This window comes from Kitasatospora sp. NPDC057904 (assembly GCF_042887925.1).
Lineage (GTDB): Bacteria > Actinomycetota > Actinomycetes > Streptomycetales > Streptomycetaceae > Kitasatospora.
Window position 1 is genome coordinate 661394 of the sequence record NZ_JBHVOL010000002.1, and the last position, 25835, is coordinate 687228.

23 protein-coding genes are annotated in these 25835 nt (G+C 73.9%); 11 read left to right on the plus strand and 12 right to left on the minus strand.

Annotated features, from left to right (window positions below):
• Positions 1–21: 21 nt before the first annotated feature.
• Entirely contained in the window at positions 22–783 is a 762-nt protein-coding gene (locus tag ACFVSN_RS08255) for a phytanoyl-CoA dioxygenase family protein (protein WP_387954089.1), read from the minus strand.
• A 304-nt stretch (positions 784–1087) separates the two neighbouring features.
• On the opposite strand from ACFVSN_RS08255, the gene ACFVSN_RS08260 reads away from it, so the two are divergent.
• Positions 1088–2452, plus strand: coding sequence for a diacylglycerol/lipid kinase family protein (locus ACFVSN_RS08260; RefSeq protein WP_387954090.1), 1365 nt, complete (start codon positions 1088–1090; stop codon positions 2450–2452).
• Complete coding sequence (locus ACFVSN_RS08265; RefSeq protein ID WP_387954092.1) at positions 2449–3012, plus strand: phosphatase PAP2 family protein; 564 nt, start codon at positions 2449–2451, stop codon at positions 3010–3012. Before ACFVSN_RS08260 ends, ACFVSN_RS08265 begins: the two co-directional genes overlap by 4 nt.
• Positions 3013–3054: 42 nt before the next feature.
• Here the strand turns inward: ACFVSN_RS08265 and ACFVSN_RS08270 are convergent, their stop codons facing one another.
• Positions 3055–5121 (minus strand): phosphocholine-specific phospholipase C, encoded by a 2067-nt coding sequence (locus tag ACFVSN_RS08270; RefSeq protein WP_387954094.1) that lies wholly within the window; start codon positions 5119–5121, stop codon positions 3055–3057.
• Between the two features lie 276 nt (positions 5122–5397).
• On the opposite strand from ACFVSN_RS08270, the gene ACFVSN_RS08275 reads away from it, so the two are divergent.
• Both ACFVSN_RS08275 and ACFVSN_RS08280 read left to right on the plus strand, forming a co-directional pair.
• Positions 5398–7011, plus strand: coding sequence for a GMC family oxidoreductase (locus tag ACFVSN_RS08275; protein ID WP_387954095.1), 1614 nt, complete (start codon positions 5398–5400; stop codon positions 7009–7011).
• Positions 7012–7221: 210 nt separating this feature from the next.
• The gene (locus tag ACFVSN_RS08280) at positions 7222–8532 is read left to right on the plus strand and encodes an alkaline phosphatase family protein (RefSeq protein WP_387954096.1); all 1311 of its coding nucleotides are present in this window, start codon (positions 7222–7224) and stop codon (positions 8530–8532) included.
• 10 nt (positions 8533–8542) lie between these two features.
• Here the strand turns inward: ACFVSN_RS08280 and ACFVSN_RS08285 are convergent, their stop codons facing one another.
• Entirely contained in the window at positions 8543–9394 is an 852-nt protein-coding gene (locus tag ACFVSN_RS08285; protein ID WP_387954097.1) for a hypothetical protein, read from the minus strand.
• A gap of 453 nt (positions 9395–9847) precedes the next feature.
• On the opposite strand from ACFVSN_RS08285, the gene ACFVSN_RS08290 reads away from it, so the two are divergent.
• Both ACFVSN_RS08290 and ACFVSN_RS08295 read left to right on the plus strand, forming a co-directional pair.
• Positions 9848–11008, plus strand: a complete 1161-nt coding sequence (locus ACFVSN_RS08290; RefSeq protein WP_387954098.1) for a globin domain-containing protein — start codon at positions 9848–9850, stop codon at positions 11006–11008.
• Positions 11009–11172: 164 nt separating this feature from the next.
• On the plus strand, positions 11173–13272 hold the full coding sequence (locus tag ACFVSN_RS08295; RefSeq protein ID WP_387954099.1) for a hypothetical protein: 2100 nt from the start codon (positions 11173–11175) through the stop codon (positions 13270–13272).
• Between the two features lie 70 nt (positions 13273–13342).
• On the opposite strand, the gene ACFVSN_RS08300 is transcribed toward ACFVSN_RS08295, so the two are convergent.
• From ACFVSN_RS08300 to cynR, 5 genes are all read right to left on the minus strand, one after another.
• Entirely contained in the window at positions 13343–14509 is a 1167-nt protein-coding gene (locus ACFVSN_RS08300; RefSeq protein WP_387954100.1) for a damage-control phosphatase ARMT1 family protein, read from the minus strand.
• Between the two features lie 154 nt (positions 14510–14663).
• Complete coding sequence (locus ACFVSN_RS08305; protein WP_380436948.1) at positions 14664–16328, minus strand: serine hydrolase; 1665 nt, start codon at positions 16326–16328, stop codon at positions 14664–14666.
• 158 nt (positions 16329–16486) lie between these two features.
• Positions 16487–17158 carry a multicopper oxidase domain-containing protein gene (locus ACFVSN_RS08310; RefSeq protein ID WP_387954102.1) on the minus strand — a complete coding sequence of 224 codons (672 nt, stop codon included), beginning with the start codon at positions 17156–17158 and terminating at the stop codon, positions 16487–16489.
• Positions 17155–18129: a multicopper oxidase domain-containing protein gene (locus ACFVSN_RS08315; RefSeq protein WP_387954103.1), complete on the minus strand. Its 975-nt coding sequence runs from the start codon at positions 18127–18129 to the stop codon at positions 17155–17157. The genes ACFVSN_RS08310 and ACFVSN_RS08315 overlap by 4 nt, the downstream gene beginning before the upstream one ends.
• An 89-nt stretch (positions 18130–18218) precedes the next feature.
• Entirely contained in the window at positions 18219–19130 is a 912-nt protein-coding gene (gene cynR / locus ACFVSN_RS08320) for a transcriptional regulator CynR (RefSeq protein WP_380436952.1), read from the minus strand.
• Positions 19131–19324: 194 nt separating this feature from the next.
• On the opposite strand from cynR, the gene ACFVSN_RS08325 reads away from it, so the two are divergent.
• From ACFVSN_RS08325 to ACFVSN_RS08335, 3 genes are all read left to right on the plus strand, one after another.
• On the plus strand, positions 19325–19909 hold the full coding sequence (locus tag ACFVSN_RS08325; protein ID WP_387954105.1) for a carbonic anhydrase: 585 nt from the start codon (positions 19325–19327) through the stop codon (positions 19907–19909).
• Positions 19910–20018: 109 nt separating this feature from the next.
• A complete protein-coding gene (gene cynS, locus ACFVSN_RS08330; RefSeq protein WP_387954106.1) occupies positions 20019–20489 on the plus strand; it encodes a cyanase in 471 nt (156 codons plus the stop codon).
• Between the two features lie 56 nt (positions 20490–20545).
• Positions 20546–20971: an NUDIX domain-containing protein gene (locus ACFVSN_RS08335; protein WP_387954108.1), complete on the plus strand. Its 426-nt coding sequence runs from the start codon at positions 20546–20548 to the stop codon at positions 20969–20971.
• A 45-nt stretch (positions 20972–21016) separates the two neighbouring features.
• On the opposite strand, the gene ACFVSN_RS08340 is transcribed toward ACFVSN_RS08335, so the two are convergent.
• A complete protein-coding gene (locus tag ACFVSN_RS08340; protein WP_380436958.1) occupies positions 21017–21637 on the minus strand; it encodes a hypothetical protein in 621 nt (206 codons plus the stop codon).
• Between the two features lie 117 nt (positions 21638–21754).
• Positions 21755–22210 (minus strand): MarR family winged helix-turn-helix transcriptional regulator, encoded by a 456-nt coding sequence (locus ACFVSN_RS08345; protein ID WP_387954110.1) that lies wholly within the window; start codon positions 22208–22210, stop codon positions 21755–21757.
• A gap of 143 nt (positions 22211–22353) precedes the next feature.
• On the opposite strand from ACFVSN_RS08345, the gene ACFVSN_RS08350 reads away from it, so the two are divergent.
• Positions 22354–23148 carry an alpha/beta fold hydrolase gene (locus ACFVSN_RS08350; protein WP_387954112.1) on the plus strand — a complete coding sequence of 265 codons (795 nt, stop codon included), beginning with the start codon at positions 22354–22356 and terminating at the stop codon, positions 23146–23148.
• Between the two features lie 85 nt (positions 23149–23233).
• On the opposite strand, the gene ACFVSN_RS08355 is transcribed toward ACFVSN_RS08350, so the two are convergent.
• Both ACFVSN_RS08355 and ACFVSN_RS08360 read right to left on the minus strand, forming a co-directional pair.
• On the minus strand, positions 23234–24133 hold the full coding sequence (locus ACFVSN_RS08355) for a LysR family transcriptional regulator (protein WP_387954113.1): 900 nt from the start codon (positions 24131–24133) through the stop codon (positions 23234–23236).
• A gap of 240 nt (positions 24134–24373) precedes the next feature.
• Positions 24374–24904, minus strand: a complete 531-nt coding sequence (locus tag ACFVSN_RS08360; protein ID WP_387954115.1) for a hypothetical protein — start codon at positions 24902–24904, stop codon at positions 24374–24376.
• Positions 24905–24977: 73 nt separating this feature from the next.
• Here ACFVSN_RS08360 and ACFVSN_RS08365 point away from each other — a divergent pair, with 73 nt between their 5' ends.
• A complete protein-coding gene (locus tag ACFVSN_RS08365; protein WP_387954117.1) occupies positions 24978–25829 on the plus strand; it encodes a hypothetical protein in 852 nt (283 codons plus the stop codon).
• The last annotated feature ends 6 nt before the right edge of the window (positions 25830–25835 follow it).

Consider the following 25835-nt stretch of genomic DNA (forward strand, 5'->3'; position numbering starts at 1 on the left):
GCCCCCGCACCGGTCGGCCCTTCAGGAGCTGCGCAGGCCCGCCAGGACGGCCCGCTCGACCGGGGACGGAGCGGAGCCGTCCAGGTCGAGCAGCCCGGTCGGCTCCAGCGGGGGCTGGGCGATGAACCGCGGCACCGTCCCGCCGTGCCGCTGGGCGGCGTGTATCAGGAACGGGTGGCACAGGTAGACGTCCCCGGCCGCGCCGGTCGCCTCGACCTCCTGACGGCCCGCCGACGCCGGGACGGCCTCCCCGCACAGCGAGAACCACTCCCGGCCCTCCTCCCCTGCGGCGGTGAGCAGCGGCGGCACGTCGAGGTGCGAGCCGATCCGGATGCGGGTCGGGGCGTCGTCCGGGCCGACGTCGGAGAAGAGGAAGAGCATCAGCAGCGCGCGCCCGCGCGAGCGCAGGCCCACCCGGTACTCCCCCGAGTCCCCGGTCCAGCCGGCGTCGAGGTGCCAGCCGTCGTCGCCCGGGTCCTTCTCGCTCGGGAAGCGGATCGGGAAGGTGCCCAGCCCGAGCGGCGCCGTCCAGCGCCCCGCGCCCACCAGTCGGTCGTACGCCTCGTGCAGGGCGGGGGTGTTGGCCGCCTCGCGGAACGCCGGCGTGGCCATGCCGCCGATCCGCACGACCGGCTCCGTCCACGTCCCCGGATCGTCGGGCGAACAGCCGCTCGCCGCCCACAGCTGAGCGCGGCACTCGTCCACCGTGGCCCGGGGCACGGCGCCCGGGACGCGGACGAAGCCGTCCGCGACGAAGGACTCGATCTCGGCTTCGGTCAGCACCGGCACACTCCACGGACTCGGCAGGTCAACTGCCCCGCAGCCTTGTCGAATCACCATGTGACGGCAAGTCAATTTTCCCACCTGTGGACAACGTGGACAACGCGGACGACGCGGACACATCGACACCGTGGACGACTCCGCGCAGCGGTGCTCCGCCGGGCGACGAAGGCGGGCCCCGTCCGGACGGCTCGGGTCGTCGAGCCGCCCCGGCCACGGCCGCCGGGGCCCGCTCGGCGTGCCGTCGGCGGCGGTGCCGGTTACCGTGTCCGGAGCCGAGGAGCACAGGGCCGACGGAGGGGTGCCGATGACGGACGTCGTCGATCGCGCGGAGCGTGCGGACGGAGCGGACGGGCCGGACCCCAGGGCGCGGCTGCTCGCGCGGGCCGCGGTGCTGTGCGCGGTGGCGGCCGTCGTCGCGATCGCGTTCACCGGCCTGCACGGGCTGCTCGCGGTGGTCGCCGAGCTCGCCGGGCTGGCGGTGACGGCGATCGGCGTGTGGTGGGCGATCGCCCGGCGCGGCGTCCTGCGCGCCGCCGGCGCCGTCCTGGCCGTCGGGGCGCCGGTCGCCGTCGTCGTGCTGGCGTACCACGCGCACGCGCTGCTGCTGTCGGTGATCGTCCTGGTGCTGTGGCTCGCCGCGTTCGTCTGCGCCCGCGCCGCGCTGCGGGCGGCCCGGCCGCCGAAGCCGATGCCCGCCCGGGAGACCCCGCCGCCGCGGCGGCCGGTGCTGATCATGAATCCGAAGTCCGGCGGCGGCAAGGTCGGGCGCTTCCGGCTCGCGGAGCGGGCCGAGGAACTGGGCGCCGAGGTGATCCTGCTCGACACCTCCGCGGAGCAGGACGTGGCCGGCCTCGCCCGCGGTGCCGTCGCCGACGGCGCCGACCTGCTCGGCGTCGCGGGCGGCGACGGCACCCAGGCCCTGGTCGCGGCGGTCGCCGTCGAGCACGGGCTGCCGTTCCTCGTCGTCTCCGCCGGCACCCGCAACCACTTCGCGATGGACCTCGGCCTCGACCGCGACGACCCCGCCACCTGCCTGGACGCGCTGCGCGACGGCGTCGAGCTCACCGTGGACCTGGGCCGGGTCGGCGACCGGCCCTTCGTCAACACCGTCTCCTTCGGCGCCTACGCGGCCATCGTCCAGAGCCCGGAGTACCGCGACGCCAAGACCGCCACCGCTTTGGACGCCCTGCCGGACCTCCTGATGGGCGCCGACGGCCCGCACCTGACCGCCGACGCGGGCGGACGGCGGATCGACGCGCCGCAGGCACTGCTCGTCAGCAACAACCCCTACGCGGGCGCCGACCCCGTCAACCTCGGCCGCCGCCCGCGCCTGGACCGGGGCGTCCTCGGCGTCCTCGGCATCCGCGTCGACGGCGCCGCCCAGGCCGCCGAACTCGCCCTGCGCGGCGAACGGGCCACCGGCCTGACCGTGCTGTCGGCGCGGCGGGTCACCGTGCGGGCGGACGCGCCGGAGATCCCCGTCGCCGTCGACGGCGAGGCGCTGACCCTGCCGACCCCGGTCGTCTGCTCGCTCGCCGGCGGCGCCCTGCGGGTGCGCGTCCCGCGCGACCGCCCCGGCGCCGATCCGTCCCAGCAGCCGCACGCCCCCCGCCTGGACTGGCGCGTCATCGCCCGCCTCGCGTTCGCCCGGACGGAGGCGCGCGGATGACCGCGCGGCGGGCCGGCACCGTCCTGCACGACCTGGCGGCCGTCGACCGCGCCGTCTACGCCGCCGTCGCCGCGACCGACACGCCCGCGCTCGACGCCGGCCTGCGCCGGCTCTCCGCCGCCGCCGACCACTCGAAGATCAACCTGTCGATCGCGGCGGCCCTGCTCCTCACCCCCGGCCGGTACCGCCGCGCGGGACTCGCGGGCGCGGCGGCCGTCGGCCTGGCCTCCTTCACCGCGAACCTCCTCGGCAAGGAACTGGTGCGCCGCCCGCGACCGGACCGCGACGCGGCCAGGGTGATCGCCGGCCGCCACGTCCCGATGCCGGCCTCGGCGTCCTTCCCCTCCGGACACACCGCCTCGGCCTTCGCCCTGGCCACGGCCGTGGGCACGCTCCTGCCCGCCACCGCCACCCCGCTGGGCCTCCTGGCCTGCGCCGTCGGCTACTCCCGCGTCCACACGGGCGTCCACTACCCCGGCGACGTCGTGGCCGGCGCCCTCCTGGGCGGCGCCTGCGCGAGCGTCGTCCTGGCCACGGGCCGGAGGCTCACCGGCTGCTAGCGCCGTGGCCGGGTAGGGCCACGGCACTGGCGCAGGCGCCGGTCAGCCGCTGACGCTGGCGGCGCCCGTCTCGATGTGGCCGGTCGCGCGGCGGGTCCAGGACTGGTCGCTGTTCACGGTGACGGTGAAGTCGTACCAGCCCTGGGCGATCGTGACCGCGTTGAAGTAGTCGCTGACGGTGGCTCCCGGGGCGACCTGGTAGGTCCAGGTGCCGGTGCGGTAGTTGGTGGCGGTGATGGTGAACGTGACGGTCGTGGTGCCGGTGTTGGTCATCGTGAACCACACGGCCGGCTTGCCGGTGTCCGGCGCCGGCGCGTAGGAGGTGGTGGCCTCCGCGGTCTTGCCGGCGGTGGTGGCGTTGCCGGTGAAGCGGCGCAGGAAGCGGTTGGGGCCGAGCACGGTGAGGTCGTACTGGCCGTTGCCGTAGGTGGCGCCGATGTTGAAGTAGTCGCTCGCGCGCCCGTCGGTGCCGGAGGCGGCGTCGTAGGGGGCGACGGTGTACTGCCACGGGCCGCCGCTGCGGTAGGCGTTGGCGTGGATCGAGTAGTGCGCCCAGGCCGTGGCCTGCGGGCCCTGGTTGGCCAGGTCGATCCAGAGCAGGATCTGGTTGTTCGCGTCGTACTCGATCCGGTCGACCCACGCGTTCGGCTGGTAGGGCAGCGCGCGGGCGGGCTTGGTGCCGGGCTCCTGGACGGGCATGGAGTTGGTGCCCGGGGCCGGGTTGATCTGCAGGTTGGCGGTGGCCTGGCTGATGGTGGCGCTGGTGTCGGGCAGCGCGGGCGCGCCGTAGAGGGGACTGGTGAAGTCGAAGGCGCCGGTGAGGTCGCCGCAGACCTGGCGGCGCCAGGTGCTGATGTTCGGGCAGACGGCGGGGGTGCCGATGGCGGCGGTCCAGGTCTCCAGGAAGCGCAGCACGGACGTGTGGTCGTAGACGTGGGAGTCGACGAAGCCGCCGCGGCTCCACGGCGAGACCACGATCATCGGGACGCGGAAGCCGAGGCCGATGTTGGTGCCGTTGTAGAACTCGCCGGCGGTGCCGGCCGGGGCGACGGGCGGGGGCACGTGGTCGAAGAAGCCGTCGTTCTCGTCGTAGTTGAGGAACAGGACGGTCGAGTTGAACACGTCCGGGTTCGCCGCCAGGGCCTGCACCACCAGGTTGACGAAGTGCGCGCCGTTCTCCGGCGGGCCGTCCGGGTGCTCGGAGAACAGCTGGTTGGGCACCACCCAGGAGACCTGCGGCAGCGTGCCGGCGACCGAGTCGGCCCGGATCGCGGCGGCGATGTCGTCCGGGGTGGAGCCGGTGCTGGGCACCGAGGCCATGCCGCGCTGGGCGAGCGGGCTCGAACCCGGGGCGCTGGTGAACTGGTTGAAGTACGCCAGGGCGTTGTCGCCGTAGTTGTCGCTCGCGTTCTGGTAGACCTTCCAGCTGACGCCCGCGTTCTGCAGCGCCTCGGCGTAGGTCTGCCAGCGCAGGCCCTTCTCGTCGCCGCCGTCGTAGGCGGGGCCGCCCGCGGTGCCGGCCGGGTCGATCTGGCCGGACCACAGGTAGGTGCGGTTGGGGCCGGTGGCCGAGAGGATCGAGCAGTGGTACGCGTCGCACACGGTGTAGGCGTCGGCGAGCGCGTAGTGGAACGGTATGTCCTCGCGGGCCATGAAGCCCATGGTTCTGTCGGAGCCCTTGGCGGCGATCCAGGAGTCCATCTTCCCGTTGTTCCACGCCTGGTGCTGGGTGGACCAGGAGTGGTCGAGCGAGCCGTCGCACTGCGCGAGCTGCTCGCCGCTGACGCCCCACCACCACGTGCTGGTCTTGCTGAGCTGCCACGGGTACTGCCGGCCGCTGCCGTTGGGCTGATTGAAGACGCTGGTGCCGCCCGCGATCTGGATCGCGGTGCGGTCGCCGAAGCCGCGCACGCCCTTGAGCGCGCCGAAGTAGTGGTCGAAGCTGCGGTTCTCCTGCATGAGCACCACGACGTGCTTGACGTCGCGGATCGTGCCGGTCGGGGCGGCGGAGGCGCTCGGTACCGCGCCGGGCAGGGCGGCGTCCAGGCCGATGGCCGCGCCGAGGGCGGCGGCCGAGCCGAGGAAGGTGCGGCGGGTGACTGGGGACACGTGAGGCCTCCGAGAAGTATGGACAACTCCGGCGGACGATCCGGCAGCGGAGACTGTCGGGCAGCCAGATGGCTACCGGTCGGTAGCCGGGTGGCGGAGAAGTTACACGCGGCCGACGGTTCGCGGAAGCCTCCGCGGCATGAACACGCCGCCCCGGCCGTGGTTGACCGGTTCACCGTCTATGACGCGGCGCGGCGAGAGCGGATACTGGCCGACCGGCTCGGTTCCGGCACGCACTCCCCGGACCCAACACGTCCTTCTCTCAAAGGGGTTGGCATGAGCAGCAGCACGTACGACTACGTCATCGTCGGCGCCGGTTCCGCGGGCTGCGTGCTGGCCGCGCGGCTGTCGGAGGATCCGGACGTCCGGGTGGCGGTGGTCGAGGCGGGCGGCCCGGACACCGCGCAGGAGATCCACGTGCCGGTCGCGTTCCCCCGGTTGTTCAAGTCGGACGTCGACTGGGACTTCGACTCCGAACCGGAGCCGGGCCTCGGCGGGCGGCGGGTCTACCTTCCCCGGGGCCGGACGTTCGGCGGCTGCAGCTCGCTCAACGCGATGATCTACGTCCGGGGCGCCCGCGCCGACTACGACGGGTGGGCGGCGGCCGGGGCCACCGGCTGGTCGTACGACGAGGTGCTGCCGTACTTCCGGCACGCGGAGGACAACGAGCGCGGCGAGGACGAGTTCCACGGCGTCGGCGGACCGCTGACCGTGAGTGACGGACGCTCCGGACACCCGCTCGCCTCGGCCTTCGTCCAGGCCGCCGGGCAGGCCGGCTACAAGGCGAACGACGACTTCAACGGCGCGACGCAGTTCGGCGTCGGGCGCTACCAGGTGACGCAGCGTGGCGGCCTGCGGTGCAGCGCGGCTGTCGCCTACCTGCACCCGGCCCTCGGGCGGCTGAACCTCACGGTGCTCGCCGGCGTCCGCGCGCACCGCGTGGTGGTCGAAGGCGGCCGGGCGGTGGGCGTGGCGGTCGAGCGCGCCGGGGTCGTCGAGGTCGTGCGCGCCGAGCGGGAGGTCGTCCTGTCGGCCGGGGCGTACGGCTCGCCGAAACTCCTGATGCTGTCGGGGATCGGACCGGGCGAAGCCCTGTCCGCCCTCGGGATCGAGGTCGTGCGCGACCTGCCCGTCGGCCGGGGGCTGCAGGACCACTACATGGCGATGCTCAACTTCCGCACCGGCGCCGACTCGCTGGCCAGTGCGGCGAGCCCGGAGAACACCGCCCTGCTGGAGACGCAGGGGCGCGGACCGCTCACCTCCAACGTCGGCGAGGCCGGCGGCTTCTTCCGCAGCCGCGACGACCTGGACGCGCCGGACATCCAGTTCCACGCCGCCCCGGGACTGTTCCACCAGGAGGGGCTCGGCGCCGTCACCGAGCACGGGTTCGCCTTCGGCCCGTGCGTCCTCGCCCCGACCAGCCGCGGCGCGGTGACCCTGCGCTCCGCGCGGCCGGACGCCGCGCCGCGGATCGTCCACAACTACCTGACGACGGAGGAGGACCGGGCGGCGATCGTCGCCGGGACGCGGATCGCCCTGGAGATCGCGGCGCAGCGGGCGGTGACCGATGTCGCCACCGGGACGTACGGGGACGCGCCGTCCCCGTACGGCTCGGACGCCGATCTCCTCGCGTGGGCGCGGCGCGCCGGCCAGACGCTGTACCACCCGACGTCGAGCTGCGCGATCGGCGCCGTCGTCGACCCGGAGCTGCGGGTGTACGGCGTGGCGGGCCTGCGGGTCGTCGACGCGTCCGTGTTCCCGGCGGTGCCGCGCGGGAACACCGACGCGCCCACGATCATGGCGGCGGAGAAGGCTGCGGACCTGATCACGGGCGCCGCGGAGCCGATCACGGGCGCCGCAGACCCGATCGCGGGCCGGTCCGGGTCCTGATGCCCCATCGAGTCCGCCGCCCGCCCGACGCGCGCGGGTGGGGGCCGCGCACGGCTCGTGGCCTTCACCCGCTCGGCCTATAGTGGAGAACGTGGCCGCCCGTACCCGGCCACCGGGACGACATTCCGAGCGGGGAGGCCCAAGTCGTCCGCCGTGCGCCTCGACGTGAGTCCGTCCGCCGCTTCACCCGCGCGTGGCAGGAGACCGTCCATGTCGAACAACGGCCGGTTGGACCAGATCGACCACCTCGTGGTCCTGATGCAGGAGAACCGCTCCTTCGACCACATGCTGGGGTTCCTCTACCCCGACCAGAAGACCCCGTCCGGGGCGCAGTTCGAGGGCCTGAAGGGAGACGAGAGCAACCCCGGGCCCGACGGCGTGCACACCGTCTTCAGGATCCTCCGCACCACCCCCGACGCGTACTTCATGCCCGGCGCCGACCCCCGCGAGGGCTACGCGCCGACCAACACGCAGCTGTTCGGGACGGCCGATCCCGGCACGCCCGCCCCCGCCGCGACCATGACGGGCTTCGTGACGAGCTTCGTCGACGCACTGCAGTTCGACCCGCTGCACGGCCGGACGGTCCGCCCCGGCACCGGGCCCGGGAACATCATGGGCTGCTACACCCCGGACGCCCTGCCCGTCCTGTCCGGCCTGGCGCGCGGCTACGCGGTCTGCGACCACTGGTTCAGCTCCGCGCCCACCGAGACCCTGCCCAACCGGGCGTTCGCCCTCGCCGGCACCAGCCAGGGCCGGATGGACGACCACCAGCAGGCCGGCACGCCCCCGTTCGACTTCCCGAGCATCTTCGGCCTGCTCGCCAAGAACGGCACGGACTGGGCGATCTACAGCGACGGCAAGCAGCTGACCCGCTTCGACTTCCCGGACACGACCCAGGCCGACCCGAGCCACTTCGGCGGCTTCACCCAGTTCCGCAACGCCGCCAGGACCGGCACCCTCCCCAAGGGCTTCGTCTTCCTGGAGCCCGACTGGAGCCTGGCCGGCAACGACCAGCACCCGGTCCACGACGTCTCGCACGGCGAACAGCTGATGCTCGACGTCTACACGGCGCTGCGCACCGGCCCGGACTGGAACAGGACCCTGCTCGTCATCACCTACGACGAGCACGGCGGCTGCTACGACCACGTGCCCCCGCCCTCCGGCGCCGTCCCGCCCGACGGCGCCCAGGGCGAGTTCGGCTTCGACTTCACCCGCTTCGGCGTCCGTGTGCCCGCGGTGCTGATCTCCCCGCTGATCGCCGCCGGAACGGTCTACCGGCCCGCCGGCGACACCCCGCTGGACCACACCTCGGTGCTCAAGACGATCGAGCAGCGCTGGAACCTCCCGCCGCTGACCGACCGCGACAAGGCGGCCCCGGGCTTCGGCGACGTCCTCACCCTGGACACACCGCGCACCGACGACCCGCTGACCCTGGTCCCGGTGTCCGGCGGCACGACCATGTCCGCGAACAGCGAGTCCTACCTGGACCGGGTCTGCGACGCCCTGGCCCGGCAGGCCTGAGCCCGGAGCCTCAGAGCGCCTTCGCCTGCCAGTAGGTGAACCGCTCGACCGGGTCGCCGTCGAGCGACCACGGCCACGCGGTGACGGTGTCGCCGATCGCCCCGAACACGGCGCCGCCCTCGCGGACGCGGCCGGCCTGCACGAGCGCGTAGGCCAGCAGGTTCAGGTCGGCCAGGGCCGCGGCGTGCCGCAGGTAGCCCTCGCGCGGCCAGGTGGCCAGGGCCGTGTCCAGGGCGCCGGCGGCCCGGGCGTGCGTCCAGAGGCGGCGGGCCAGCAGCGCCTCGACGCCGCCCCTGGCGGCGGTGCGGTCGTGCTCGTCGACGAGGGCCGCGAGCTCCACGCCCACGGACGGCGAGACCGGCGGCGCCGAGGCCCGGAGCGTCTCCACGAAGTCGAGCTGGCCGCTGCGTGAGCCGCACTCCTCCGGCGAGAGGTAGCGCAGCATCTGCAGGTGGGCCTCGCGGTTCCAGGGGTCGCGCGCGGTCACCTCCTGCCAGACGGCGTACAGCTGGTGCGGCTCCGCCCGCATGAGGCGCAGGATCCCGAGCAGCACCACCCAGGGGAGGGGGTCGGACGGGGCGATCTCCGCGGCGCGGTAGCAGTGGTCGGCGGCCGCCCTGGCGTCGTCCATCCGCCCGGCGGCCCGGCCGCGGACCAGCTCGACCCAGCCCTCGAACACCATCGGGTCCGAGCCGCGCCGGCGCAGCCGCCAGGACCGCGCGAACGCCGTGGGCGCGGCGGTCTCGGCGAGCACGGCGAAGCGGTGCGCCCGGCGGTCCGGGTCCCGCGCGGACTCCTGGAGCAGCCGGTCGACCTGGTCGATCTGGATGTCGTCCGGCCCCAGCCGCCCGGCGGAATTCATTTGCCGCCGAACGCGGCCGAGTTGCACGTCATCGAGTTCCGGCCGCACCCGCGGACCGGAAGCGCGGAGCCTTCGGAATATCGACACGCGCCGCAGCGTAGGACCCGAAGGGGAATTTCGGACAGCCCCGGACGGCCCCCGAGAGCGAATTGTTATTTCCGGCCTCCCCGGTGAACCTACCGCTCCGTACGGCAACCGGCCGCCCGGGATTGTTCAGGCAGGTTCCGCATTTGCGCCCCGCGCGGGCGGACCTTACCACTCTCGGTCACTACGAGCCAGTATCGCGCTTCACAAATGATTCACCCCGTCGGCTTGCACATCCGATAGGGCCCGTGGGCAGAATGGGCCGATTTTTAATGACCGCCCCACCCCGCGAAGAACGCAAAGAATTCAACCGGAGAGATACGCGTGAAGCTTCGCGCCCAATACCCGATCAGAAACCCCGCCGAGCCGATGAATTCCCCTGACCGCGCCTCAGAAGCGATCGTCTCCCCGTACGAGATCTCCTTGCTGCGGGCGAGCCGGGCCGCCGTCGAGCCGTACGCCGCCGACCTCCCGGGCCACTTCTACGCGACCCTGTTCCAGCGCTACCCCGAGGTCCGTGACCTGTTCCCGGAGCACATGGAGGTCCAGCACGACAAGCTCGTACGCGCGCTCATGCTCGTCGTCGACCTGGTGGACGAGCCCGCTACCCTCGTCCGGTTCTGCTCCGAACTGGGCCGCGACCACCGTAAGTTCGGCGCCGTCAGCGCGCACTACGCGGCGGTCGGCGAGTGCCTGCTCGCCACGCTGGAGCACTTCGCCGGCTCCGCCTGGACCCCGGCCGTCGCGGCGGCCTGGACCCGCGCCTACACCGCGGCCGCCGGAGTCATGGACGGGGCCGCCACGGCCGACGCCGCCGAGCATCCGGCCGTCTGGGACGCCCGCGTCGTGGACCACCGGCGGCACGGCCGCGACCTCGCGGAGATCACCGTGCGGACCGACCTGCCGTACCCGTACACCGGCGGGCAGTTCGTGAGCCTGGCGACGCCGTGGTGGCCGAAGAGCTGGCGCTACTTCTCCCCCGCCAACGCCCGGCGCCCGGACGGGACCGTCACCTTCCACGTCCGTGCCGTCACGGGCGGCCCGGTCAGCACCGCCCTGGTGCAGCGCGCGAGGGTCGACGACGTCCTCCGGCTCGGCCGGCCGCTCGGCGACATGGTCCTCGACCCGGCCGCGCGCCGGGACGTCGTCTGCGTGGCGGGCGGCACCGGTCTCGCGCCGGTCCTCGCCCTCCTCGAACAGGCCGTCCTGGACGGGGTCCGGCGGCGGACCGACGTCTTCGTGGGCACGCGCGGCACGGACGGACCGCTGGGCCTGGACATCCTCCACCGGCTCGCCGACCAGTACTCCTGGCTCACGGTGCACCCCGTCGTCCACGACGACGACACCCCCGGCGCCGTCACCCGCCTGCCCGCGGCCCTCGCGGCGGCCGGGCCCTGGCGGGACCACGACGCCTACGTCAGCGGCCCCGGCCCGATGATCGTGAGCGCGGCCGAGGCCCTGTACCGCACCGGGGTGCCACTCGACCGCATCCACCACGACCCGTTCGTCCGGCTCGACTTCGCGCTCTGAAGTCGCCCTCGCCGGGCTGCCGAGAGCCTGCCATTTCGGTTCAATTCACCAAAACTCGGAGCTCACAGGGAATTTGACAGTCGTTCGTATCCTGCAGAACAGTTCCCCCCGACGGCGGACGATCATCGACACCACCAGGTCCGCCGACGGGGAGGACTTCACCAATGCGTTCCGGATTCCGGCGGGCCGCCGTCTGCGCCGCCACGGCGCTGGTCGCCGCGACGATCACACCGCTCGTCGGCTCGGCCTCGGCCGACACCGCACCGCCCACGAACGGCTACCTGCAGATCGTCGCCCACGAGGACGACGACATCCTGTTCATGAACCCCGACCTCGCCCGCCAGTACGACGCTCCGTCCACGACGGTCTACCTGACCTCGGGCGAGCAGGCCACCACCACGGAGAGCGCGTGCCTCTACGCGCAGCACCGCGAGGAGGGCGCGCGCGACGCGCACGCCACACTGGCCGGGGTCGCGAACGACTGGGCCTTCGACACCCTCACGCTCGGCAACGGCAAGACCGTCGAGGTCGACACCCTGCGCGGCACCGCGAACCCGGTGCGCCTCGTCTTCTTCCGGCTCTATCAGAGCGGCGACCCGGGCGCAGCCGGCGAGACCTCGCTGGACGACCTCTACATCGGCCCCCTCCCCGACGGAAACGGGCACCTCGTCACGCCGAACCCCAAGCGGACGGTGGGCAGCCAGGGCACGGACGGCGACGAGTGCCGGACCGCGCCGGCCCACCCCGACACGACGCCGGACTACCGCCCCTACAACAACCAGACCTACACCCACGAAGAACTGGTCGCCGCCCTCACCGACCTGATGGGGCAGTACAACCCGGGCATCCTGCTCGCGCAGGATCCGAAGGTCTACCCGCTGGGCAGGGGACACGACGAAACCGGCTACGACTACCGCACGGACCCGCTCAACTACGGCGACAACTCCGACCACCGCGGCGCCGCGCGCTTCGCGGGCGAGGCGGCGGCCGGCTACCACCCCGCCCGGGGCAACGTCCTGCTGCGGTACTACCGCGACTACAACATCCGGCTGCGCCCGGCGAACGTGGACCCGCGCCAGGCCTCGGCCAAGTGGAGCGTCTTCAAGGACTACTACCTGCCGCACGACTCGGAGCTCCACGAGAGCGGCGCGGCCAGCTGGCAGAACCACTACGCGATGTACGAGTTCCGCTCGTACCCGCGCTGGTTCAACGGCACCACCTGGTCGGCCCAGGACGGCACCGGCCTGCTCAACGCCTTCGCGGTGGTCAACGGACAGCCCTCGCAGTGGAAGGAGACCGCGAGCGGCGGGGCGTGGACCGGCCCGGCGGGCCTGGGCGGCGGCGGGCAGTTCGCGCCCTACCTGACCGTGGTCAAGGACGGCAAGGGCCTGCTCCACCTCTTCGGCATCCGCCTGGCGGACGACAAGGGCACCGACAACCACGACGAGATCGTCACGCTCGCGCAGACCTCGGTCGGCGGCGGCTGGGGCGCCTGGACCTCGCTGGGCAACCCCAACTCCGACGACGTCGGCGAGATGATCGGCTCGCCCGTCGTGACGCCCAACGCCAACGGGGCGCTCACCGTCTTCGTGCCCAACGCCGGAGGCGGCGTCAGCGCCGTCACCCAGCAGCAGGACGGCGGTTGGCCGGGCACCTGGGCGGACCTGGGCGGCGCGTGGGTCCAGGACGGCCTCGCGGCGAGCCTGGGCACCGACGGCCTGATCGACGTCTTCGCCCCCACCGTGTCCGGCCACGACCTCCTGCACTGGCGACAGAGCACGAAGAACGGCCCCTTCGTCCCGGACACCGCCTTCAGCGGGCCCACCCCGGCCGGGCCGATCGGCATCGCGCAGACCGCCGGCGGCCGCAAGGAGATCCTCTTCTCGCACCCCGACACCGGGAAGACCGTCAACCAGTGGGTGCAGGCCGACAACACCTGGACCCCCGTCTCCTCGTCCACCGGCGGCCCGGTCGGCGTGGACGGCCCGAGCGCCGTCACCGCCAACGGCCGCATCGTCGTCGCCACGCGCAACGGCGGCGGCGGCGTCAGCCTGGCCACCCAGACCGAGGGCAACGGCGCCTTCACCACGGTCTGGCAGGACCTCGGCTCGGTGATCGTCGGCGCGCCGTCGCTGGCCACCGACGCCACCGGCCGCGTGGTCGTGCTCGCCCTCGGCACCGACGCCCAGCTCCACCTGCGGCGCCAGACCGACGCCAAGGCGGACAGCCCGTTCGCCGACTGGCAGGCGGCCGTCTCCTCCTGACCGCCCCGCTCGCCGCGCCCCCTGACCGCGGATGCCGCGTCAGGGGGCGCGCCTACCCGTTCCCGTGCACCTACCCGTTCCCGTGCACCTGGACGACGGCGTGGCGACCGCTCGTCCGCCAGGCCGTCCCCGTGCCGTCGAGCCGCGCGACGGTGGGGGCGTCGAGGCCGACGATCACGTCCGACTTCAGCGTCCGCAGGGCTGCGACGGGGGACGGGAAGTACCCGGCCGTCTCGGCGAAGCGGGTGGTCGGCGGCCAGCGGCGGTCGCCCACCAGGCGGCGGTAGTTGAGGTCGCCCTTGAGGATCGTCAGGGCCGCCCCGGCGAACTCCGCCCGGAGGTCCTCGGGCATGTCGGCGTACGGCAGCGGCGCGCAGGAGAACGGGTGCGTGCGGACCGCGAGCGTGCCGCCGGCCATCGCCTCCCACAGCCGCTCGCCCACCGCCGAGGCGGCCGGCTCCGGTGCCGCGCACAGGCGTTGCAGCGCGGCGAGGACGTCGGCCGGCGTGGCGTCCGAGACGAAGTACGGCTGCGGCTTCACGTGCAGGACGACCTGTGCGGCCCGTCCGGCGGCCAGGAGGTGGTCGATCAGGACGAGGTCCGGCAGCAGTTCCCGGCCGGCGTTGTCCGCGACGACGCAGACCCGTCCGCCCGGCGTGCGCTCCAGCTCGGCCCACAGCTGCGCGCTGTCGTCGGCGACGAGGTCGGACGCGCCCGGCCCGCCGGTCCCCGCGGTGAGCTGGAAGCTCAGGTCCGCCCGGTTGCCCCACAGCGCGGAGGACAGCAGGGCCTCCGCCCGTCGGGCCGCCGGGAGGCCGTCGAGCCCGCCGAGAGCGGCGAGTTCGTCGTCCACCGCCGGCCCGGCCAGCTCCGCGCCCTTGAACGGCGCGAACGGATCGACGCCCTGCCACGCCCCGGGCCTGAAGTACCCGGTGGCGTCGAGCAGCCGCCGGTAGAAGTAGCTCTCCGCCCAGAGGAACGGCGCCTCCTCCCACGGCGTGCCCCACAGCCCCGCGCCCCACTCCTCCCAGCGGGCGGCGTCCGGCGCGCCGTCCCCCAGCGGCTCCAGCACCCCGGTCGTGCTCTCCACGAGCAGCCGCTCGACCGCCGCCCGCTCCCCCGGCCCGTAGGGCAGGGCCGCGAGCAGGCGCCGGACGAGTTCGGGGTGGCGCTCGTGGAAGACGCCCCGGGCGAAGGACCCCGGGACGTCGCTGCGGATCACGGGTGCGTTCGACACGCTGGGGCTCGTCTCCTCGATGCGGGCGCGACTCGGCGACGGTAGCAGCGGGCCGGCGGCGGTCGCGGACCAATGGAACCGCGGAGATCCTCCCGACCTCGGCCGTCTGCGTGGACGGGCACGGCCCCCAACCCCTCTGCCCCTCGCCCTGAGGTCAGCCGCTGCGGGTGAAGGTCCCGAGGCCCTCGTGGCTGAACTGCTCGACCACCGCGGTCGAGGCCCGCCCGTCGGCGCCGATGGTGAAGGTCAGGCCGGTGAGGCCGACGGCGTTCTCGCCCTTGCTCTGGTAGCTGAAGACGTCGCCGTTGTAGTGCTGGAGCGGGAACTGCTGGTTGTCCGGTCCGAGGCTCATCACCAGCCCGCCGCCCTGCTCGCTCACCGTCATCGGCCCGTAGTAGCCGTTGGCGTACGTCCCCGTGTAGGCCGCGTTCGGCTTCGCCGGGGTGGCGCCGGCCGGCGGCTTCGCGTAGTCGGTCGGCGAGGAGGCGGGCGCCGAGAGGCCCGGCAGGAGCTTGCCGAACAGGCCGAGCCAGTCGACCGTCTCCCGCCCGTACTGGGCGAGGTCGAAGAACTCCTCGGCCACCGCCTCCGGGACGCCGATCGGCTGGCCGTTGGTCAGGACGACGATCCCGAGCTGCTCGGTCGGCAGCAGGGTCACCACGGTGGCCGCGCCCAGGTCGAAGCCGCCGGAGTGGTTCAGCCGGAGCCGGCCCAGGGTGTCGTAGGTGACGTTCCAGCCGAGGCCGTAGAAGCCGGCGTTGCCCGCCGGGGACCTCGGCGGGGCGCTCACGATCTGCGGCACCCGGGTCTCGTTCAGACCCGCCGGGTCGACGATCTGCTTGCCCTCGAAGGTGCCGTCCGCGAGCTGCATCCGCATCCACCGGGTGAGGTCGTCGACGGTGGAGCTCACACCGCCGGCCGGCGACTGCGGGTCCGCGTTCTCGGTGGTGCTGACCTGCCAGCCGCCGGCCGTCTTGACGTGCGGCGTCGCCTTGTTCGCCGCGCTGTCGTAGGCGGAGCGCAGGGAGCTGGTGGAGTTCATCCCCAGCGGCTTGTAGAGGACGTCCGCCGCCAGGTCCTCCCAGGCCACCCCCTTGGCCTTGGCCACGGCCACGGCCGCCTCGGTCAGGCCGTAGTTGGTGTAGGCGTAGCTCGCGCGGAACGGCGAGAGCGGCTGGTCGCGCAGGTGCTGGAGGATGTAGTCGCGCGGGTAGCCGAGGTCCTCCAGCAGGTCTCCGGCGTGGTCCGGCAGGCCGCTGCGGTGCGAGAAGAAGTCGGCGATCGTCACGTGGCTGCTCACCCACGGGTCGGCCAGCGCGAAGCCCGGGTCGTACTTCGTGACCGGGTCGTCCCACTGCACCGCCTTCTGGCCGACCACGCCGGCGACCACGGTCGAGGAGATCGGCTTGGAGACCGAGGCGAGCTGGAACACCGTGTCCGGGTCGACCGGCTCCGGCCGGCCGAGCTGGCGGACCCCGAAGCCCTTCGCGTGGATGACCTTGTCCTTGTAGACGACGGCCAGCGACACGCCCGGGACGCCCGTCTTCGCCATGGCGTCCTGCACGTAGCCGTCGATCTTGTCCACCGCGGAGGACACCTGCTGATCGGTCAGCTGGGGCGCCTGCTGCGCGGGCGGCGCGGTGGCCGGGGCGGACGAGGCGCTCGGGGTGGGGGCGGCCTCGGGACCGGTGCCGGCCGCGGACGTGCACCCGGCGAGCAGCGCGGTGGCCAGCAGCGGGGCCGCGGTGCGCAGCCCCGGCCGGGCGGCGGTCCGGCCTGGCCCGGGGACGGTCCGCCGGGCTGCGGCGTGACGATGCATGAAGGTCCTCCCTCGTCCGGGCCGTGCCCGGGATCCGGCGGCGCCGCCGTCCGCCGCACGGCGCCGAGTAGTCGACGGCCCATACCCGGCGCGGCCGCCGCCGTGCGCCGCCGCCCCCGCATTCCACCCGTCCGGCGGCGCGGATGCCGCCGGCCCGCCTACTCGACGTCCTCGACGTACTCGACGATCTGCATCATGCCGAGGTCCTCGTGCTGGAGCTGGTGACAGTGGGCGACCGTGCGGCCGGTGAAGTCCTCGTACCGGACGAGGAAGGTGACGCGGTCGCCGGGTTTGCCGCCGGCCAGGCCGACGGTGTCGTGCCAGACCGGCGGGTCGAGCCGCGTGCCGTTGCGGTGGGTGACGAGGACGTGGTTGGTGTGCAGGTGGAAGGGGTGGTTGAAGGCGGGGTTGGTCTCGTCGGTGCGGACCGTCCACCGCTCGACGGTGCCGAGTTTCAGCGTGTGGTTGACGTGCCGCGGGTCGAAGAGGCCGTAGGCCGGGTCGCGGGCGGCATCGCCGGCGGGGTCGGCCGCGGGGGTCGGGTGGGTGCCCAGGCAGCGGAAGGCGTTGGGGAACGGGGCCGCGAAGACGCCCGGGTCGACGTGGAACACGACTTCGCGGTCCGCGTCCGGGTTGGCGACGTCGCGCTCGTCGAGGAAGGGCTTGCCGGGCGGAAGCGCGGTCGGCAGGGCCATCGGCGGCTCGACGGGCGGGCCCGCCACCTCGACCGTCATCAGGGGAGCGGACACTCCGGCGGCGCGCAGTTCGTACGTGCCGGGCTCGCAGCCCTGGACGAGGACGTCGGCGCGGTTGCCCATGGCGAGGGTCACGGCGTCGGAGGCGACGACGGCGGGAAGGTCACACCGTCCTGAGCGATCTGATGCAGCGTCAATTTTGATTCGCCACACGTGACTTGGAGCGACAATTCCCCGAAGGCGGTGGCGGCGACGAGTCGCCAGCGCTGCACCTCGCCCGGGCGCAGCGTGAGGGTGGGGTTGACGGCGCCGTTGACGGTGTAGGTGGCGGGCACGGCCGCGAGCGCGCCGCCCGACGTGAAGTCGGGCACCCGGCCGTCCTTGAGCCGGAGTTCGTTGACGCACACGACGATGTCGGCCGCCGCCGCGATCTCCGGCACCTCGTCGACGTCGCCCTCGACGACGAGGACCCCGGCCATGCCGCCGACGATCTGCACGGACGTGGCCCCGTGCAGGTGGGGGTGGTACCAGTGGGTGCCGGCCGGGTGGTCCGGCGGGACGTCGACGGTCGTCACGTAGCGCGGCTCCGGGGCGCCGGCGGCGACCTCGTCGGCGGTGCGCGGCGCGAACGCCCGGTGGACGTTGTCGGCGTCGCCGGACGGGGAGACGTGCAGTCCGTGGGTGTGCAGGTTGAAACTGTTGAAGTCGTGCGGCCGGTTGTGGTCGCCGGCGTGGGCCGGGTTCGGCGGCAGGCCGTTGACCTGCGTCAGCCGCAGGGTGTCGCCGCCGCGCACGCGCAGGGTCGGGCCCGGGATCGTCCCGTTGTAGGTGCGCGTGGTGACCCGGCCGCAGCCCGGGACGGCGACGTCCGTGAAGCGCACGTCGAGGGTGCGCTCGACGACCCGTGCGGACGAGCCGGGCACCGGCTGCGAGGCCCACACGACCGGCTGGGGGAACTCCCCCGGCGCCGGGGCGAGCGGCGGGGCGGCCGGGGGCGCCGCCGTGCTCCGGCCGGCGAAGAGCCCGTCGGACGCCGCCACGAGGACGGCGGCCGCGGGGACGGCCTTGAGCACCGACCGGCGGGCGATTCCCTCTTTTTCGCTCATAGCGGGGCAATCTAGATCAACCGCACAGGGGCGGTCCGGAGGCACACCGCAGTGGGCGGTACTCGGGCAGCCCGGGCGCCTCAGGCGGCTCAGGCCACGGGCGGGTAGCCGCGCATGCGGACGAGGTCGTGGGTGAGGCGGGTGAAGGCCCGGGCGGCGGCGCTCTCGTAGGCGTCGGTGCGCCGCAGGAGGGCGACGGCGCGGGTCGGGAGGGCCGGGTCGAGCGGGACGGGGGTGAGGCGGGGGTGGTCGTGGGTGACGGCGTCGGGCAGGACGGTCGCGAGCGGCGTGCGCTGCACGACCTCGGTGAGCGCCTGGATGGAGTCGGCCTCGACGGCGATGCGCGGGCTGATGCGGTGCCGCGCGAAGTACCCGTCGATGTGGCCGCGCGTGGCGAAGTCCGCGCTGAGCAGGGCGAGTTGCCGATCGGCGAGCTCCCGGACCGGCAGCGGCCGGCCGGCCGGGCCGGCGGCGGGGTGGTGCGGGCCGGTGACCAGGGTGAGCGTCTCGGTGAACAGCGCGGTGGCGGTGAGGCCCGCCGGGTGGGGGCCCTCGAAGGCGATGCCGAGGTCGAACTCGTCGGCCAGCAAGCCGGTTTCGATGCGGTCCTGGGTCGCCTCCCGCACGGTCAGGGCGATGCCGGGGTGGCGGGTGTGGAGCTCGGCGACGAGCGGGCCGACGAGGTAGGCGGTGAACGTCGGGGTGACGGCGAGCCGCAGCCGGCCGCGCGAGAGGTCCTGCACGTCGTGGACGGCCCGCTCGGCGGCGGCGAGGTCCCGCAGCGCGCCGCGCGCGTGGTGGGCGTACGCCTCGCCGGCGTCGGTGAGGCGCACGGTGCGGCCGGTGCGGTCCAGCAGTTGCGTGCCGAGGGTCCGTTCGAGCTGCTTGACCTGCTGGGACAGCGTCGGCTGGGAGATGTGCAGCTCTTCGGCGGCGCGGGTGAAGTTGCCGTGGTCGGCCACGGCGAGCAGGTAGCGCAGGTGGCGCAGTTCCAGGGCCATGGAGCAACTATAGACGGCATCGATGGAAACCATGGTTCATGCGTCTTGGACACTATAGGCACAGGTCATGCATGGTGGATCTCACCAAGGCCCGACGGGCCGGGCCGCTGTGAAGGCCCGGCCACACGAAAGCCCCGGCCGCACGAAAGCCCGGCCGTCATGAATGCCCGGCCGCCATGAAAGGGAGTGACCTCATGCCCGACCTCACCGAGGGCCTCGCGCAGTTCCAGCGGGACGTCTTCCCGGCCAAGAAGGAGCTCTTCGCCCACCTGGCCGCCCACCACGCACCCCACACGCTGTTCATCGGCTGCTCCGACGCCCGCGTCGTCCCCGAGCTGATCACCGGGTGCGAGCCCGGCGAGCTGTTCGTCATCCGCACCGCCGGCAACCTCGTGCCCGCCTACACCCCCGGCGCCGACGGCGTCGCGGCGAGCATCGAGTACGCCGTCGCCGCGCTGGGCGTGCGGGAGGTCGTCGTCTGCGGCCACTCCGCGTGCGGTGCCATGACGGCGCTCGCCCACGGCCACGACCTGAGCGGTGCGCCGGCCGTCGCCGACTGGCTGCGGCTCGCCGACGCCTCGGTGGCCCGCACCGCCACCACCGAGGACGTGCCGGCCCTGGTCCGGCAGAACGTGCTCGCCCAGCTGGCGAACCTCGCCACGCACCCGTCGGTGGCCCGCGCCCTGGCCGGGGGCCGCATGACCCTGCGGGGCTGGGTCTTCGACATCGCCACCGGCCGCGTCGAGGAACTCCGGGCCACCGCCCCGCTCGCCGCCTGACGCCGACTCCACTTCCGGGCGGCCCCGTTCGGCGCCTCCCGGCCCCCATGATCCCGCCCGCACCGCGCGCACGACGCGCGTGAGCGGCGCCCACCGAAAGGAACCACCCGTGGTGCACGCCCAGTTCGACCCGACCGCCCGCCAGGCCCTCGCCGTCGCCGCCGTCGACGCCAAGACCCGCAAGGACCTCTCCTGGCAGCAGATCGCCGACGTCTCCGGCCTGTCGGTCGCCTTCACCACCGCCGCCGTCCTCGGCCAGCACGCCCTGCCGGAGTCCTCCGCGAAGGCCGTCGCCGAGCTGCTGGGCCTGGACAAGGACGCGGTGATGCTCCTCCAGACCATCCCGACCCGCGGCTCGATCCCCGGCACCGTCCCCACCGACCCGACGATCTACCGCTTCTACGAGATGCTCCAGGTCTACGGCACCACCCTGAAGGCCCTGGTCCACGAGGAGTTCGGCGACGGCATCATCTCCGCGATCAACTTCAAGCTCGACGTGAAGAAGGTCGCCGACCCCGAGGGCGGCGAGCGCGCCGTCATCACCCTGGACGGCAAGTACCTGCCGACCAAGCCGTTCTGACCCTGATGGGGGCGGGCCCGACCGGGCCCGCCCCCCTTTTTTCTGAGGAACCCGCCATGGAATTCGGCCCGCGCACGAACACGGTCATCGACAAGGTCGCCTGGATCCGGGTCGAGGACGGCCGTCTCCTCGCCGCCCGCACCCGGGGCCGCGAGCTGTACTACCTGCCCGGCGGCAAACCCGAGCCCGGCGAGACCGACGAACAGGCCCTCGTCCGGGAGGTCCGCGAGGAACTCGGCGTCGCCCTCGACCCGGCGACCGTCACGCCGCTGCTGATCACGCGGGCCCCGGCGGACGGCAAGCCCGCCGGAACCGTCGTCCGCACCGCCTGCTACACCGCGGACCACACCGGCGTCCCCGCACCGCACGGCGAGATCGCCGAGATCGCCCACCTCACCCACGGCGACCACCCGCGCGCCAGCCCCGCCGCCCGGCAGGTACTCGACCACCTCGCCGCCACCGGCCTGCTCCTGCGCTGGTAGGCGACCGGTCGGCCGTGAACGGCCGGCCACGCGCCCGGCAGTGGATCAGTAGAGGCCGTGGAACGGCACCAGCGAGAGCAGCGCCCCCACCCCGGTCGCCATCAGCCCGAAGCGCGCCGCCCGGGCGCCCCGGCCGCCCGCGGCGGCGGACACCCGCGGTGCGCTCTGCCGGGTCTCCGGCGGCGCGGTGTCGATCTTGGTGAGCGCGACCCGCCCGGCGAACTCCGCCCCCGGCCGCCGGCGCACCCGGACGTCCCACGGCCGCGCCGGATCGTGGTCCACCACGACGGTGCGCCCGACCCGGAAGTCGTCCAGGTCCATCAGGTTCACGACCACCGTCGCGTCGGCCCGGTACGCGCGGCCGCCCGTCGGCGCGACCGTCAGGTCCAGGCGCAGCGGGATGTCCGGGCCCTCGCCGGTCGCCCGGGACGCCTCGATCCGCGCCATCGCCGGCTCCAGCCGGGGCGGCTCCGTGCCCGCCGCCGCGCGCCGCCGGGAGCCGGCGACGAGCAGGGCGATGGCCCCCAACGCCGTCCACGGCACCAGGTTCGCGCCGACCACCGTCAGCGTGACGGTCGTCCCGACGTCGTCGGCGGCGATGCCCGCCACGATCGCGCCGATCTCCCCGCCCAGCAGGACGCACAACAACAGTCCGGCCCAGTACACCCCGGCTCCTCCACTCGCTCGGCGCGCATCGTACAGCCGGGCGCCGCCCCGGACTGCGCCGCATGCGAAGGGCCCTGACGGCGGGGTCGGTCGCCGGGCGCCGGGCCGGCCACCGGGTCAGTCGCCGGGCGCCGCCGGCGACGGCCCGGCGCTCAGGCGGTTCGACGCGCGGGCCAGGAGGTCGACGAGCAGGGCGCGTTCCTCGGCGCTGAAGCCGTCGGCGATCCGGCGTTCGATGGCGACGGCCTCCGCGTCGGCGCGCACCAGCAGGGCCTCTCCCTCCTCGGTGAGGCGCAGCTCCGTCACCTTGCGGTGCCAGGGGTGCGGCTGCCGGGTGATCAGGGCCTTGGCTTCGAGGTTGGCGAGCACGGTGGCGATGGTCTGCGGCGTGACCAGGCAGGCGCGGGCGAGCGCGGCGGCGGACAGGCCCGGGTGCTCGTCGAGCGTGTAGAGCGCGACGTACTGCGGCACCGTCAGCCCGAGGGGCCGGAGCGCCGCGTGCTTGGCCGCCATCAGCTCCTGTTCGACCCGCTTGATGTGCAGGCCGAGGCGTTCGGTGAGCGGCATCTCCATGGGGGCGATCCTACGCCACCGGCTCATCGCACCCTGGTTCATGACAGAACCCTAATTCTCATAAGAGCCCTGTTGACTATCAGGGCTCTGTTACATGTAAGGTCTCTGCCATTCCCACTCCCCGTCACTCCCGGAGGCACCCCATGTCCAGCCGCGCACCGCTCGACCACGTCGTCGCCGGGTCCGGACCGGGCCTCGTCCTGATCCACGGCACCGGCGCCGACGCCACCTCCAACTGGGGCGGTCTCATCGACCTCCTGCGCGACCGGTACACCGTCGTCGCCCCGAACCTGCCCGGCGCGGGCGCCACCGCCACGGACCCCGCACCGCTCGACCTGGACGACCTCGCCGACCGGGTCGTCGCCACCGCCCGCGCGGCCGGCCTCGACCGCTTCCACCTGGCCGGCCACTCGATCGGCGCCGTCGTCGCCACGGCCGTAGCCGCCCGGCACCCCGGGGCCGTCACCTCGCTCGCCCTGCACGCCGGCTGGCTCCGGACGACGCCGCGCGAGGCGTTCATGTTCGACCTGTGGGCGCGCCTGCTGCGCACCGACCCGGGCCTCCTGGCCCGCGAGTTGATCCTCGCCGCGATGGGGCCCGGCCTGCTCGGCGCCCTCGACGAGGAGCAGTTCGCCGAGATGGCCGCCGGCTTCACGGCCATGCTCGACGACCGCGTGCTCGGCCAGATCGAACTGGACTCCCGCGTCGACCTGCGCGAGGCGGCGGGCCGCGTCACCGCCCCCACCCTCGTGGTGGCGAGCGCGGACGACCGGATCGTCCCGACCCACCACCAGCGCGAGTTGGCCGCCGCAGTCGAGGGAGCCGAATACGTCGAGCTCCCCGGCGGACACGGCCTCCCGTTCGAGGACCCGGCCCTGCTGTTCACCCTCCTCGCCGACTACGTGGACCGCCGCCAGGCACTGGAGCCGGCGCGGTAGGTCCGCCGGCCGCACGCGGCCGAGGCGGCAGCGGCCGCACCGGTGGCGGCCCCGAGCCCGGCGGCACCGGATCGGCGGGGGCCTTCTACGGTCGCCCTTGGACGGCCGAGCAGGCTTCGACCAGGGCATCGACCACGGCGCCGATGGCGGGACGCGCGGCCGACGTGGACCGCCACACGGCGAAGACCCGGCGCCGCGGGCCGTCCGCCACGGGCACGAACCGCACCGGAGCGGTGATCGGCTCACGTCCGAGGTGCGGGATGATCGCGATACCGAGTCCCGCCGCCACCAGGGCCATCTGCGTCGCGTGCTCCGAGGCGGTGTGGGCGATACGGGCCCTCCCGAGGCTGCGCACCAGCCATTCGTGGCACAGCTGCCCGTCTCTCGAGGTGATCCAGTCCTCGTCGGCGAGGTCGTCCAGGCCCAGTGCCCGGCGGCCGACGAGCCGGTGCTCCGGAGGCAGGGCGACGTCGTAGGTGTCGTCGAGGAGAGCGCGGCGGTCCAGCCCCTGGGGCAAGGACCGCGGATCATCGGTCCAGTCCTCGCCCACGGCCAGGTCGAGCAGTCCGCGCCGCACCGCCGGGACGGCTTCGCAGGGCTCCTGCTCCCGCGCCGACACCGTCAGCTCCGGGTACCGCGACCGCAGAGCCCGCAGAGCGGGCGGGAGCAGCGCGCGGGCGGCGGTGGGAAAGGCGGCGATCGTGAGGCTGCCGGCCACCGTTCCGCGGTGCTGCGCCATCGTCGCCATGATGCGCTCGGCCTGTTCGAGGAGTTCCGCGGCCTGCCCGGCGAGGAGGGTGCCGGCCTCGGTCAGGCGGATGCCCCGGCCTTGACGTTCCGCCAGGTCGGTGCCGGTCTCCTGTTCGAGCCGTGCCATCTGCTGCGAGACGGCCGAGGTGGTGACGTGCAGGAGCCGTGCGGCGCCCACGACGGATCCGGTCGTCGCCACCGCGTGCAGCACCCGCAGGCGTTCGAGGTTCAACATCTCAGTGATGCTACGAGGTGTGGTCCACAGGGATTCACTTGTGCTTCGCGGTGATCGAATCCAGAGTTGGCGGAGTGCGCCAGGTCGTTCTCATCGGGGGAGCACCGAAAGCCGATCGCTCGGGTTCGGTGCGATGCGGGGCCCGGGAGACCGGACGCCCCCGACCTGGCGCACCGAACGGACGGCAGCGGGACGGCCACCGGACCGAGCGGGAGCGCGCCCTGACCCCGCCCGGCCGGCTCAGTCGCCGAGCTCGTGCCGGACGGAGCCCGGCTCCGGTTCCCCGAGCTCGATCCCGTTCTCGTCGAGGCCGTTGACGATCCGCAGGCGGCGCGCCTCGTGACCGTCGCCGAAGTCGAACTCCACCCCGACCGTGCCGACGTCCAGGTAGCAGCGTCCCGATTGCGGTCGCCGTTCGACGAGCGCGACCCCGCGCAGTTCCCGGCCGACGAACGGTTCGAGGCGGTCGTCCCGGTGGGACCACTCCGGCGTGAACTCGGACTGCTCCCACCCCGAGACGGCCGCGGACGTGTCGATCGTGTCCCAGCCGATCGAGAGGTCGTGGAGCTTCGAGTGGCAGATCTCCACCCGGACGCCGTCGAAGTCCAGCACCACCGGGCAGTCGGCGAACCAGTCCCCGTCCTCGGCGAAGCGCACCACGGCGAAGCCCGTCAGCCGCCGCCCGACGAGCCCCGCCAGGCGAGCGGCGTGCCGCTGCCGAACCGCGTCGATCCCGACGAGAAAGGTCGGGCTGAAACCTGAGATCCCCATGTCCACGGGCCCCAGTTTCGCTTCCCACCGCGCCAACGGACAACCCGTCACCGGTAGTAGGGTGAGCGCCGCCATGCGCGCGCGACGAAACGACCTCTCGTACGACACCCACCGCCCCGCGCTCTCGCTCGACGCCGCCGGGCCGCGTGAGCCAGGGTTGCGGGTCGAGTGCGCCGACGGCGGCCGACTGGTGCTCCGGCAGGGCGTCACGACGCTGCTCCTCGGCCGGGTCGAGCCCGGCCACTGGGGCGTCGCGGTGCACCGCACCGGCCGGTACCGGTCGCCGGTCCCGCCCATCAGCGCGGCCTGCATGCGCCGGCGGCCCGACTGGCTGCACCAGTTCGCGGACCACCTCGAACGGGCGGCGCACGGGCCCCTGCACGCCGGCCGGTGGCTCCTGCGGAGCGGGGACCTGCCGCCGGACGCCCGCCCGGCGGACCTCGTCACCGACTGGCCCGCCGCCCACGTCGGTTGGGACTGCCCCGGCTGGAACGGCGTCGTCCCGCTGCGCCCGCCGGGCGACCCGGCCGACGCCAGGGTCCGGGCACACCGCAAGCACGTCCGCGACGGGACCCTCGCCCCCGTCCTGCTCTGGCGGGTCAGCGCCCTGGACGGCTACGTCCTCCTCGACGGCCACGACCGGCTGCTGGCCGCCCGCGCCGAGGGCGTCCACCCGCCGTACGTGGTGCTCACCCGCGGCCTGGACCCGGCGCGGCGGACCCGCCGGGCCGACGAGGCCGCGGCGCGCGTGCCGCGCCTCGAACGCCACGGCGACCGCGCCCGCCGGGCCGCGCTGCACGCGCTCGGCGAGGCCGCCGCCCGGGCCGAGCTGGAGAGCGCGCCCACCGTCGCCTGGCCCCTCCCCGGCGGCGCGCCCGCGTGGGACGCGCTCGCCGCGGCGGACGCACCCGGCTGGTCCGCGTAGGGCGTG